The 13,041-nt window shown below is 58.0% G+C and carries 11 protein-coding genes; 9 read left to right on the top strand and 2 right to left on the bottom strand.

From position 1 onward, the window contains the following. The first annotated feature begins 214 nt into the window (after positions 1 to 214). From E5C26_RS21445 to dhaM, 4 genes are read left to right on the top strand one after another with little or no spacing between them, the layout of a single operon-like run. The gene (locus E5C26_RS21445; RefSeq protein ID WP_135318103.1) at positions 215 to 1,321 is read left to right on the top strand and encodes a glycerol dehydrogenase; all 1,107 of its coding nucleotides are present in this window, start codon (positions 215 to 217) and stop codon (positions 1,319 to 1,321) included. A gap of 56 nt (positions 1,322 to 1,377) precedes the next feature. Next, positions 1,378 to 2,448 (top strand): dihydroxyacetone kinase subunit DhaK, encoded by a 1,071-nt coding sequence (gene dhaK, locus E5C26_RS21440; protein WP_135318102.1) that lies wholly within the window; start codon positions 1,378 to 1,380, stop codon positions 2,446 to 2,448. A gap of 9 nt (positions 2,449 to 2,457) precedes the next feature. Next, a complete protein-coding gene (dhaL, locus tag E5C26_RS21435; RefSeq protein WP_135318101.1) occupies positions 2,458 to 3,090 on the top strand; it encodes a dihydroxyacetone kinase subunit DhaL in 633 nt (210 codons plus the stop codon). 11 nt (positions 3,091 to 3,101) lie between these two features. Continuing rightward, positions 3,102 to 4,535: a dihydroxyacetone kinase phosphoryl donor subunit DhaM gene (dhaM, locus tag E5C26_RS21430; protein WP_135318100.1), complete on the top strand. Its 1,434-nt coding sequence runs from the start codon at positions 3,102 to 3,104 to the stop codon at positions 4,533 to 4,535. A gap of 10 nt (positions 4,536 to 4,545) precedes the next feature. Here dhaM and dhaR read toward each other — a convergent pair whose 3' ends face one another. Together dhaR and tolC are read right to left on the bottom strand one after the other, a co-directional pair. Further along, entirely contained in the window at positions 4,546 to 6,492 is a 1,947-nt protein-coding gene (gene dhaR, locus E5C26_RS21425; protein ID WP_135318099.1) for a dihydroxyacetone kinase operon transcriptional regulator DhaR, read from the bottom strand. Positions 6,493 to 6,642: 150 nt separating this feature from the next. After that, the gene (tolC, locus tag E5C26_RS21420) at positions 6,643 to 8,133 is read right to left on the bottom strand and encodes an outer membrane channel protein TolC (RefSeq protein WP_135318098.1); all 1,491 of its coding nucleotides are present in this window, start codon (positions 8,131 to 8,133) and stop codon (positions 6,643 to 6,645) included. Positions 8,134 to 8,419: 286 nt separating this feature from the next. Here tolC and nudF point away from each other — a divergent pair, with 286 nt between their 5' ends. From nudF to parE, 5 genes are all read left to right on the top strand, one after another. Next, positions 8,420 to 9,052, top strand: coding sequence for an ADP-ribose diphosphatase (nudF, locus tag E5C26_RS21415; protein ID WP_135318097.1), 633 nt, complete (start codon positions 8,420 to 8,422; stop codon positions 9,050 to 9,052). Beyond that, positions 9,052 to 9,477, top strand: coding sequence for a DUF1249 family protein (locus E5C26_RS21410; RefSeq protein WP_012146965.1), 426 nt, complete (start codon positions 9,052 to 9,054; stop codon positions 9,475 to 9,477). The genes nudF and E5C26_RS21410 overlap by 1 nt, the downstream gene beginning before the upstream one ends. Before the next feature lie 27 nt (positions 9,478 to 9,504). Next, a complete protein-coding gene (cpdA, locus tag E5C26_RS21405) occupies positions 9,505 to 10,332 on the top strand; it encodes a 3',5'-cyclic-AMP phosphodiesterase (protein WP_012146964.1) in 828 nt (275 codons plus the stop codon). After that, the gene (yqiA, locus tag E5C26_RS21400; protein ID WP_135318096.1) at positions 10,332 to 10,916 is read left to right on the top strand and encodes an esterase YqiA; all 585 of its coding nucleotides are present in this window, start codon (positions 10,332 to 10,334) and stop codon (positions 10,914 to 10,916) included. Before cpdA ends, yqiA begins: the two co-directional genes overlap by 1 nt. Positions 10,917 to 11,086: 170 nt before the next feature. Further along, complete coding sequence (gene parE, locus E5C26_RS21395; protein WP_135318095.1) at positions 11,087 to 12,982, top strand: DNA topoisomerase IV subunit B; 1,896 nt, start codon at positions 11,087 to 11,089, stop codon at positions 12,980 to 12,982. The last annotated feature ends 59 nt before the right edge of the window (positions 12,983 to 13,041 follow it).

Below are 13,041 nucleotides of genomic sequence, written 5' to 3'. Positions count from 1 at the left end.
AGCTCGCTTTACCGGCTAAAAAAACCTCGGCAGAGTTTCATTATGGAACATCATGGGTAAAGTAATGTTCCATAATGAAACGAAAATACCGGAGGTCGCAAAGCCTTCGGCAAGCCCTATAGTCAGTCCATAACAACGCGACGGCACAAGACCGACGCACTATCACCTGATATCTGAACGTTACCATCGCCAATTTCCCTACAAGGATCCGGTTATGTTGAGAATCATCCAGTCTCCAGGCAAGTACATCCAGGGCGCCAACGCATTGGCCGCCGTGGGCGAATACGCGAAAGCCCTTGCCGACCATTATTTCGTGATCGCCGACGACTTCGTGATGAAGCTGACGGGCGATACCCTGATGGGCAGCCTGCACCAGCATGGGGTGAAGCATCACGCCTGTGTGTTCAACGGCGAATGCTGCCATAAGGAAATCGACCGACTGGGCCAGGAACTGAAAGCCCATGGCTGTCGCGGCGTGATTGGTGTCGGTGGCGGTAAAACGCTGGACACCGCCAAGGCAATCGCCCATTACCAGCATCTGCCGGTGGTGCTGATCCCGACCATTGCTTCCACCGATGCGCCCACCAGTGCGCTGTCGGTGATCTACACCGAACAGGGCGAATTTGACGAATATCTGATCCATACCAGTAATCCGGACATGGTGATAATGGATAGCGCGATTATCGCCAAGGCACCGGTGCGGTTGCTGGTGGCAGGCATGGGCGACGCGCTTTCAACCTATTTTGAAGCGCAGGCCTGTTTCGATGCCCAGGCGACCAGCATGGCGGGCGGCAAATCCACGCTGGCGGCATTGAGCCTGGCGCGGTTGTGCTATGAGACGCTGCTGGCGGAGGGCGTTAAGGCCAAGCTGGCGGTTGAGGCCGGTGTGGTGACGGAAGCGGTCGAGCGCATTATCGAAGCCAATACCTATTTGAGCGGCATCGGTTTCGAAAGCAGTGGCCTGGCGGCCGCGCACGCTATCCACAACGGCTTTACCGTGCTGGAAGAGTGCCATCACCTGTACCACGGCGAAAAAGTGGCGTTTGGCACGCTGTCACAGTTGGTGCTGCAAAACAGCAGCATGGCGCAGATCGAAACGGTGCTGGAGTTCTGCCAGCGTCTCGGCCTGCCGATCACGCTGGCGCAAATGGGCGTTAGCGGCGACCCGGCAGAGAAAATCATGGCGGTGGCCGAAGCCAGCTGCGCAGCAGGCGAAACCATCCACAATATGCCGTTTGAAGTCACGCCTGCCAGCGTACAGGCGGCCATTCTGACGGCAGACCGGCTGGGCAGCGCCTGGCTGCAACAACACGCAAGCTGATACCGCAGGGGCGCAGTTTACAGGCTGCGCCCCGTTGGCCAATCGAGGAAATAACCGTGAAAAAACTGATCAATAAAGTTGAGTCGGTACTGGAAGAGCAACTGCTGGGGTTGGCAGAGGCACATCCTGAGCTGTTGGTGCATCAGGAGCCGGTGTTCGTCACCCGCGCTGACGCGCCGGTGGCGGGCAAGGTGGCGATCCTGTCCGGCGGCGGCAGCGGCCACGAGCCGATGCACTGCGGTTTTGTCGGCGAAGGCATGCTCGACGGTGCCTGCCCGGGGGAAATTTTTACCTCGCCAACGCCGGATAAAATGTACGAGTGCGGCCAGGCGATCGACGGCGGTGCCGGGGTGTTGTTACTAATTAAAAACTACACCGGCGACGTACTGAACTTTGAAACTGCCACTGAACTGCTGCACGACAGCGGTATCCAGGTGGCGACGGTGCTGGTGGATGATGACGTGGCGGTTAAAGACAGCCTGTTCACTGCCGGGCGACGCGGGGTGGCCAATACCGTGCTGATGGAAAAACTGCTCGGCGCGGCCGCGGCGCGCGGCGACAGCCTCGATAGCATTGTGACGCTGGGCCACAGCATCAATAACCACGGGCATTCGATCGGCATCGCGCTGGGGGCCTGTACCGTACCGGCTGCCGGTAAACCGTCATTCGTGCTGGCGGAAAACGAGATGGAATTCGGCGTCGGTATTCACGGCGAACCGGGCATTGCGCGTCGCCCATTCACCACCCTGAATGCGGCGGTGGACGACATGTTCCATACCCTGATCGATCACGGTCATTACCAGCGCACCATCCGCGTCTGGGATCGTCAACAGGGCGAATGGCGCGATGAAGTACAGACCAAGCAACCGCTGACACGCGGTGATCGGGTGATCGCTCTGGTCAATAACCTGGGCGCGACACCGCTGTCCGAACTGTATGGCGTTTATCACCGGTTGGCGGAGCGTTGTGCCGAAGCGGGCATGATTGTTGAGCGCAGCCTGGTGGGGTCCTATTGCACATCGCTGGATATGCAAGGGGTCTCAATCACGCTGCTGAAGGTGGATGACGAACTGTTGTCCTTGTGGGATGCGCCGGTGAAAACGCCTGCGCTACGTTGGGGTTGCTGAGGAGGAGTCATGGCGTTAACCAAACAACAAGTGGTCGACTGGCTGATGAGTTGCGGCGAGGTGTTTGCCCAGCAGCGTGATTTTCTAACCCAGTTGGATACCGAGATCGGTGATTCCGACCACGGGCTGAACATGAACCGCGGCTTCAACAAAGTGGTGGAAAAGCTGCCTTCGGTGGCGGACAAAGACATCGGCTTTATCCTCAAGAACACCGGCATGACGTTGCTGTCCAGCGTGGGAGGAGCCAGTGGTCCGCTGTTTGGCACCTTCTTCATCCGCGCGGCGCAGTCGACCAATGCCAAGCAGAGCCTGGATCTGGCGGAGCTGCATCAAATGATGCAGGAAGGCGTCGAAGGGGTGGTGATGCGTGGCAAGGCGGAGCCGGGTGATAAAACCATGTGTGACGTCTGGTGGCCGGTGGTGGAAAGCCTGGGCCAATCGGCTCAACAACAGCTAAGCGTGGCGGAGGCCTTGCAGCGCGCCAGTGAACGGGCGGAGCAGGCGGTTGAAAGCACCATCACCATGCAGGCACGCAAAGGGCGAGCCAGTTACCTGGGTGAACGTAGCATTGGTCATCAGGATCCGGGTGCCACCTCGGTGATGCTGATGATGAAAACGCTGGCAGCGGTCGCCGGCCAATAGCAGGAGGCGAGATGATCAATATCGTTGTAGTTTCACACAGCGCGCTGTTGGCGCGCGGGGTTGAAGAGCTGGCGTTGCAGATGATGCGTGGTGATGGCTGCAAACTGGTGCTGGCGGCGGGGGTCGATGATGCGGAGCACCCGATAGGCACCGATGCGGTCAAAGTGATGGACGCGATTGAGTCAGTGGCTGACGGGGCGGGCGTTGTGGTGCTGATGGATTTGGGCAGTGCGCTGCTGAGTGCCGAAACCGCGATCGACCTGCTGGATCCGTCGGTGGCCGCCAAAGTTCGGCTGTGTTCGGCGCCACTGGTCGAAGGGACGCTGGCTGCGGTGGTGGCTGCCAATGCCGGAGCCGGGCTGGAACAGGTACTGGCCGAGGCGCAGGGTGCGTTGCAGGCCAAACAGGCGCAGTTGGGGGAAGCCGCCGCGCCGGTTGCTCAACGCGTTGAATTACCGCTGGCTCAGGGGAAAAGCGTCAGTTGGACGGTACAGAACCCGCATGGGCTGCACGCCCGCCCGGCGGCGCGGCTGGCGGAAGCGCTGGCCCCCTTTGATGCCGAACTGGTGCTGGAAAAGCAGGGCCAGTGCGCCAATCCGCGTAGTCTTAATCAGCTGGCGCTTTTGCAGGTGCGCCACGGCGACACCATTCTGCTGATTGCCAGCGGGCCGCAGGCCGAACAGGCACTGGCGGCGTTTAGCGCGCTGGCAGAGCAGCACTTTGGCGAAACGGTGTCTGAGCAAAGCCTGCCCTCGCTGCACGGTATTCCGGTGGCCGAAAGCGTGACCAGTGGCCCGGTGTGGCAGGCGCTCAGCTTCTGGCCGACAGTGGTTGAACACCCGATTACTGCCGATGACGTACTGAATGAACAACAGCGGCTACGGCAGGCGTTGCAGCACACGTTGAGCGATCTTAACCGGTTGGCCGAACGCACCGGTTCATTGATCGGCAAACCCCAGGCGGCGATTTTCGGCGCGCACAGCATGTTGCTGGACGACCCGGATTTGCAGCAGGCGGCCTATACCCGTATCGCCCGCCAACTATGTAGTGCCGAGCAGGCCTGGCGGCAGGAGATGGAAGCGATTGCCGGGGAATATCGTGAACTGGACGACGAGTATATGCGGGCGCGGGAGTTGGACGTGCGCGACATGCTGCGGCGCACCCTGAGTCATCTGCAACAGCAGCCGTTACCGGTGATTACGCTAACCGCGCCATCCATTCTGGTGATGGATGAACTGATGCCGTCTGACGTGGTGATGCTCGATCGTCGTCTGGTGCTCGGCATCTGCTTAAGCGGTGGCAACGCGCTGTCGCACAGCGCGATTTTGGCCAAGGCGATGGGTATGCCGATGGTCGTGGGCATGAACGATTGCATGAGCAAAACCCGCAACGGCCAGAAAGCGATGCTGGATGCGGCACGCGGTGTGTTGCAACTCAGCCACTGACGGCGTGGCCTCAGGCGCGCAGCTTAAACTGGCGGATATCTATCTGATACTGTTTGATCTTTCGCCACAGCGTGGTGCGACCAATGTCCAGCAGCTGCGCCATTTCGTTCAATTGTCCGCGGCTGACCTTGGCCGCGTGAATGATTGCCTGACGTTCCATCTCCGCGAGTGTTAATAGCGGCATGCCCGGTTGCGGTTCACTCTCCAGCAGTGGCTGGTGGCTGAGCAGGTGCTCGGGCAAATCCGCCAACTGCAGATGGTGGCCGTGGCACATCATCGCGGTACGCTCCACCACCCCTTTCAGTTCCAGATCGTTGCCGGGCCACAGGTAAAGTCCGAGCTGGACCATCACCTCGTCATCCACCCGAAAACGGCACTGGAAATGCTGCTCCAGCGTGCGCAAGTGGTGCTTCACCAGCAGCGGAATATCACTCAGCCGTTGGCGCAGAGCCGGGATTTGGATCTCGAATGCCTGCAGACTGTAGAACAGCTGGCGGCGAAAGCGATTCTGCTGCACCAGCAGCGGCAGATCGGCGGCGCTGCTGGCGATCACCCGCACATCGACCGGGATCACCCGATTGGAATTGAGCCGCATCACTACGCCGGTTTTCAGCACCTGCAGCAGCGCAGACTGCATCTCCGCCGGTAAATACTCGATTTGTTCCAGGTACAGCGTGCCGCCATTGGCCAGTTCAAACTTGCTGAGCTGGCCTGCTTCTTCCTCGTTGGCATCGCTGCCCAGCAGTTCCCGCAGCCCCTGGGCTTCCGGTAATAACTGGCAGTTGAGGGCGATGTAAGGCCCGGTGGCGCGCTCACTGGCGTTGTGGATCGCCTGGCTGAGGAGTTCCTTGCCGACGCCTTCTTCGCCGCACAGCAGGATCGGGTGCTGGCCTTTCGCCGCTTGTTGGCCATAGCGAATCAACCGCCGCATCTCCAGCGAGGCGGAAGGCATCTGTTCAAAACTGTGGCTGACGCGTCCCAGTTGGCTGCTGACATACTGATGTAGTCGTTCGAGCGGATGCAGCAGGGCGATAAAGCTGCAGCGCTCACCGTCGAGGATCGGCTTGAGGGTTAACAGTGTCGCAATAAACTGCCGCTGGCTTTCGAAGGTCACTTCAACGTGTTGCAACGGCTGCCGCTGGGTGATGGCTCGGTTGAGCAGGGCGGGCAGCGTCAGCAACTGGCTCAGGGGCTTGCCCTGACTTTGTTGTTCATCGAGCTTGAGCAAGGCGGCGGCGCGCTGATTGATGTACTGCAGATAGCCGCGATGGTCCCAGGCCATGACGCCGTCATCCACCCCGTCGAGCAGGCCGTAAAGCTGATTCAGATGGCGGTTGGATTCTGCCAGCAGGCTGTCGGCGTTGAGTGAATTGCCGATCTCGCGTGCCAGTGCCAGCGTCAGTGACAGATCGCCGGCGGCACAGTCGGCAAGCAGGCAGCCCAATGCAATCGAGCCGCGTTGACGGCCACTGTTGTCATAGACCGGCGTGGCGCAGAATGACCAGTCGTGCAGTGCCTCGCGCACATGTTCGCTGCCGCGGACCTGCATTGGGTGGCCCTCCGCCACCGCCAGCGACGGTGCATTGGTGCCGATGTCCCCCTCGGCCCAATAAGCGCCGGGCATAAACCCCAGTTGTTGCAGTTCTTCGCGCGTTGAGGTGTCGCCACATAGCCACAGCATGCAGCCACTTTCATCGAGGATCATCAGCAGGCAGCGCCGCTGTTCCATATATTCACAAGCGTCTTCCAGCGCCGCCTGGCCGAGCGTCAACAGATCGTTCTTACGCTGGCAGATGGAGTTAAAGGTCGCACCGAGTGCGCAGTGGGGCTTTTTCCACACCGCGGGCTGCATCAGACTGCGGCAGCGTAGCCAGGAAGCATAGATTGCCGGTGCGGGGCGCTGTGCGGGCGGCAGGTCGCCTTCGATCAAACGTTGCCAGCTTGAGGTGTTTTCCATTGGATCCCGTCCAGACGAGATAAACGATAACCCTGATGATACCACCGCAGGGTGGGGAAACGGCTGTGAGGCGGTGGGCAGAACCGATGAGCAGGCAAAAAAAACGGGGTGCGGCAGAAGCCGGACCCCGTATTCAGCGCAGTACGGCAATCAATTACGGAATGGGTTACCGCTGTTGCGTACAGGTTTGGTGGTGGTCGCTGGCGCCGAGGCGCGGGTGGCAACCGGTGCTGCAGTTTGCGGCGCAGGTGCGTTACCGTTATAACCTTCGGCGTAAGCGTCCTGTGCGGTGGTCTGCGGTGCTACCACGTCTTGCGAAGTGGAAATCGGTTTACCCAATGCGCCGTTCAACGTCATCAGGTCGTTCTCGTTCAGGGTACCGAGCGCCGACTTGATGTTCAGTTGGTTGATCAGGTAGGTATAACGCGCGCTGGAAAGCTGTTGCTTGGCGTTATACAGCGTACTGGTGGCATCCAGCACGTCGACGATGGTACGGGTACCAACCTGGTAACCGGCCTCGGTCGCATCCAATGAGCTCTGAGCAGACACTACCGCTTGTTGGTAAGCGTTGATGCTGCTGATCGAGGCGTTCACGTTATTGAACGAAGAACGCACGGTCTGCACTACGCTGCGGTGGGCGCTTTCCAGTTGCTCACTGGCGCCGACGAAGTTGTACTGCGCCTGCTGCACCTGCGAGTTGGTCTGGCCGCCGCTGTACAGTGGCATATTGAAGCTCAGGCCCACTTTGTTCTGGCCAATATCAGCGTCGTTGTTAACGTTGCGAGAGCCGCTGTAGTTGGTATTGCTCACCGCGGTGGAAGCGCTGAAATCAACGGTAGGCATATAACCGGTCTGTGCGGAACGGATCTGCTCACGGGCCAGATCCTGGCTCAGACGAGCGGACAACAGGCTGAGGTTACGGCTCTCGGCTTCTTTCAGCAGGTTATTGACCGCATCCGGGCGTTTGGTGTTGAAACGGTCGGTATTCAACGAGGCCAGTTCCGGATAGAAGGTACCGGTCACCTGGCGCAGTTTTTCCAGCGCGTTATCCAGGTTGTTACGGGCGGTGACTTCGGCCGCCAGCACGGTATCGTAGGACGAACGGGCGTTCTGCACGTCGGTGATCGCTACCAGGCCCACGTTAAAGCGTTGGGTGGTCTGGTCCAGGGTGCGGTAAACCGCTTGCTTGTTCGCCTGGGTATAAGACAGCGTATCGATGGCGCTCAGCACGTTAAAATAGGCGGTAGCGGTGTCGAGGATCAACTGCTGCGATGAGGTCTGGAACGTCACGTCGGAAATACCGGCGGTTTTTTCCTGCAGCGTCAGCGCACGCCATTTGGACATGTCGAAGATAGTCTGCGTCAACGCCAGTGAGCCACTGGTGGCATCGCTGTTGGCATCTTTGCTGTCACGGTAGCCATTGGTGTAAGTATAGCCGGCGCTCAAACCCAACTGCGGCAGCAGCGGACTGCGTGCTTCGTTGATTTTTTCGAATGCGGCGTCACGGTCAGCGGCGGTTTTGCGCAGATCCGGGTTACTTTCCCTGGCCTGTTTGTAGACCTGCAGCAGGTTCTCTGCCTGGCTCATTGCACTGAAGCCGCCCAGGCTCAGTCCGATAAGAAGGGGGAGCAGTTTCTTCATTTGCATTCCTTGTTGTGCAGCAATATTGCTATGTTGTTAGCGCTGACGATAGACGAAATAGTTGCCGATTCTAACAGAGTCTGTTGTACGCCTCAGGTGGCTGAATGTGCCATCTTGCGTAACTTTTACCTTTCAGGCCGCCTGTTTACCTTAGTTCAACTGGCCGCGTACGTCACACCTGATATCATGGCTCACAATCTATCATAAAGCCGCGGAAGATTATCCCGCCGTTTCTGTCATCAAAACTGTTTATTTTATCGGCATACTCACGCTGGAGAATTCATTTATGAGCCACTCGCAACCATCGCCCGTTACTCTCGATAAAAATGATGTAGAAATTATTGCACGTGAGACGCTTTATCGTGGTTTTTTTTCACTCAATTTATATCGTTTCCGCCACCGCTTGTTCAACGGTGACATGAGTCCCGAAATTAAACGCGAAATTTTCGAACGCGGGCACGCCGCGGTGTTACTTCCCTATGACCCGGTGCGTGACGAGGTGGTGCTGATTGAACAACTGCGGATCGCCGCGGTCGATACCAGTAACTCACCCTGGCTACTGGAAATGGTGGCGGGTATGATCGAAACCGGCGAGAGCGTTGAAGACGTCTGCCGCCGCGAAGCGCAAGAAGAAGCCGGCGTAGTGGTCGGACGTTGCAAGCCGGTGCTGAGCTACCTGGCCAGCCCCGGTGGGACCAGCGAGCGCTTGTCGATTATGGTGGGCGAAGTGGACGCCACGACGGCGGAAGGGATTCATGGACTGGAAGAAGAGCATGAAGATATCCGCGTTCATGTGGTCAGCCGCGAGCAGGCTTACCGCTGGGTTGAAGAGGGCGCGATTGATAACGCGGCATCAGTGATTGCATTGCAGTGGCTGGCGTTGCACCATGAATCGTTAAGAAAAGAGTGGGCCAATTAATGAAACAGCGCTATACCCCTGATTTCCCCGAAATGATGAGATTGTGCGAAACCAACTTCGCGCAATTGCGCCGCTTGTTGCCGCGCAATGACGAAGTGGGTGAAACGGTGACTTATCAGGTGAGCGGCGCCAGTTATCGTCTGACCATTATTGAATCCACCCGCTATACCTCGCTGGTGCAAATCGAACAGACCGCCCCGGCGGTCAGCTACTGGAGCCTGCCTGCCATGACGGTAAGGCTGTATCATGACGCGATGGTTGCGGAAGTGTGTTCAAGTCAGCAGATCTATCGCTTTAAAGCGCGTTATGATTATCCCAACAAAAAGTTGCATCAACGCGACGAAAAGCATCAAATTAACCAGTTTCTTGCTGATTGGTTGCGCTACTGTTTGGCGCATGGAGCAATGGCGGTTCCGGTTTGTTAAACAGACTGAGATAACAAAGGACACCATTTGGAAAGCCTGTTTAAACCGACCGTGGCAAGTGGGGCCAGGGTCAGGATCCTGCAAATAACAGATACCCACCTTTTTGCCGGCGAAAATGAGACTTTGCTTGGCATTAATACCTATCGCAGCTATCACGCGGTGTTGGACGCCATTTTGGCGCAGCAGCGTGATTTTGATCTGGTCGTCGCCACCGGTGATTTGGCACAGGATCACTCATTGGCTGCCTACCGGCACTTTGCCGAAGGTATTGCACGACTGCCGGCGCCTTGCGTTTGGCTGCCGGGCAACCATGATTTCCAGCCGGCGATGGTCGACGCCTTGGCCGACGCCGGAATTGCCCCGTCAAAACAGGTACTGGTGGGTGACCACTGGCAGGTGCTGTTGCTCGATAGCCAGGTCTTCGGCGTGCCCTACGGTGAGTTGAGCGACTATCAGCTCGAGTGGATGGAGCGCTGCCTGCAAGCCTATCCCGAGCGCTATACCTTAATGCTGCTGCACCATCATCCGCTGCCTTCCGGCTGCACCTGGCTCGATCAGCACAGTCTGCGCAACCCGCATATGCTGGGCGCGGTGCTGCTGCGTTACCCGAAAGTGAATACCCTGCTGTGCGGGCATATTCACCAGGAGCTGGATCTGGAGTGGCAGGGCCGGCGCCTGCTGGCATCGCCATCTACCTGCGTACAGTTCAAGCCGCACTGCACCAATTTCACCATCGACGAGGTTTCACCCGGCTGGCGCTATATTGATCTACTGCCGGACGGCCGCGTCGAAACGCAGGTTTTCCGGTTGGAAAACGACGATTTCCGCCCCGACATGGATTCGGAAGGGTACTGATGCCTTCGACACTGCTCTATCTGCACGGTTTTAACAGTTCGCCGTTCTCGGCCAAGGCAACGTCTTTCAAGGCGTGGCTGGCCGAACATCATCCGCATATCGAGGTATTAGTGCCGCAGCTGCCGGTTTTCCCGGCGGAGGCTGCCGAGATGATCGAGAACATGGTGATGGAGCGCGCCGGGCAGACGATAGGCCTGGTCGGTTCCTCACTGGGCGGTTACTACGCAACCTGGCTTTCGCAGTGTTTTTCACTGCCAGCGGTAGTGGTTAACCCCGCTGTGAAGCCGTTTGAGCTGCTGATTGACTACCTCGGCAAAAACGAGAACCCCTACACCGGCCAGCAATATGTGTTAGAGTCTCGACACGTTTACGACCTGAAAACGATGCAGGTCGATCCCTTGGAGTCACCGGATTTAATCTGGTTGCTGCAACAAACGGGCGATGAAATTCTCGATTATGGGCAAGCGGTGGCGTATTACACCGCATGTCGACAGACGGTGGAGTCGGGTGGAAATCACGCCTTCGTCGGTTTCGAGCATTACTTCCCCCAGATTGTGGATTTTTTAGGGCTAAACGCTGTCTGAATTAGCGATTTATACCCTATGGCTTTCAAGTCGCAGCTAGGCGCCCAGTTCGCTTATCCCCAGGCGCTTACTCTGGTAAGTTACTGGGGGAAGCGAATGCAGGTAACAACGCTGCGGCTTGAAAGACGACGGGTATAGGCACCTTCCTACTAACCACGAAAAACTCAACGATGACTCAATCCAGCTATAACGCTGATGCCATTGAAGTACTCAGCGGTCTAGAACCAGTGCGCCGTCGTCCCGGCATGTATACCGACACGACGCGCCCCAATCACCTCGGCCAAGAGGTGATAGATAACAGCGTCGATGAAGCGTTGGCCGGTCATGCCAAGCGCATCGACGTGATTTTGCACGCCGATCAGTCACTGGAAGTGATCGATGACGGCCGTGGCATGCCGGTGGATATCCACCCTGAAGAAGGCGTACCAGCGGTTGAGTTGATCATGTGTCGTCTGCACGCGGGCGGTAAATTCTCCAATAAAAACTACCAGTTTTCCGGCGGCCTGCACGGCGTGGGGATTTCGGTGGTTAACGCCCTGTCGACCCGGGTGGAAGTCAACGTCAAGCGCGACGGTAACGTCTACAGCATTGCCTTTGAAAACGGCGACAAGGTGCAGGATCTGGCGATAACCGGCAGTTGCGGCAAACGCAATACCGGTACCAGCATCCACTTCTGGCCTGACGAGAAGTTCTTCGACAGCCCGCGTTTCTCGGTTTCGCGTCTCAGCCACCTGCTGAAAGCCAAAGCGGTGCTGTGCCCTGGGGTAGAAATCTACTTCATCGACAAGCTGAACAATACCGAGCAACGCTGGTGCTATCAGGACGGCCTGACCGATTATCTGATGGAAGCGGTTAACGGCCTGATTACCTTGCCGGAAGCGGCATTTGTCGGCAACTTCGCCGGTGACACCGAGGCGGTGGACTGGGCACTGCTGTGGCTGCCGGAAGGCGGTGAACTGCTGACCGAAAGCTACGTGAACCTGATCCCGACCATGCAGGGCGGCACCCACGTCAACGGCCTGCGTCAGGGGTTGCTGGATGCGATGCGCGAGTTCTGCGAATTCCGCAATATTCTGCCACGCGGTGTGAAGCTTTCCGCTGAGGATATCTGGGACCGTTGCGCCTACGTGCTGTCGGTGAAGATGCAGGATCCGCAGTTCGCCGGGCAGACCAAAGAGCGTTTGTCGTCGCGTCAGTGTGCAGCCTTCGTCTCCGGCGTGGTGAAAGATGCCTTCAGCCTGTGGCTGAACCAGAACGTACAGGCGGCGGAACAGTTGGCCGAACTGGCCATTTCCAGCGCCCAGCGGCGTCTGCGTGCCGCCAAAAAAGTGGTGCGCAAGAAACTGACCAGCGGTCCGGCACTGCCGGGCAAACTGGCCGACTGTACCTCGCAGGATCTGAACATGACCGAGTTGTTCCTGGTGGAAGGGGACTCGGCGGGCGGTTCAGCCAAGCAGGCACGCGATCGTGAATATCAGGCGATCATGCCGCTGAAAGGTAAAATCCTTAATACCTGGGAAGTCTCTTCGGACGAAGTGCTGGCCTCGCAGGAAGTACACGACATCTCGGTGGCGATTGGTATTGATCCGGACAGCGAAGATCTCAGCCAACTGCGCTACGGTAAAATCTGCATCCTGGCGGATGCGGACTCAGATGGCCTGCACATTGCCACGCTGCTGTGCGCGCTGTTTGTGCGCCACTTCCGTTCGCTGGTGAAGGGGGGGCACGTGTATGTAGCGATGCCGCCGCTGTACCGTATCGACCTCGGCAAAGAGGTGTTTTATGCGTTGGATGAAGAAGAAAAGGCCGGCGTACTGGAACAGTTGAAGCGCAAAAAGGGCAAGCCTAACGTTCAGCGCTTTAAAGGGCTGGGCGAGATGAACCCGCCACAGCTGCGTGAAACTACTCTGGATCCGAATACCCGTCGTCTGGTGCAGTTGACGGTGAGCGACGAGGACGTGGATCAGACACTGGCGATGATGGACATGTTGCTGGCCAAGAAACGTTCTGAAGATCGCCGCAACTGGCTGCAGGACAAAGGCGATATGGCCGAGCTGTCTGCCTGACAGACCAGGCGACAGACCGACAGGCCCGGCTTCCCCGCCGGGCCTTCTTCCCGCAGGGG

Origin of the sequence: Serratia proteamaculans (assembly GCF_004684015.1) — a bacterium.
GTDB classification, from domain to species: Bacteria; Pseudomonadota; Gammaproteobacteria; order Enterobacterales; family Enterobacteriaceae; genus Serratia; species Serratia proteamaculans_F.
This window is presented reverse-complemented; position numbering and strand designations above follow the sequence as displayed.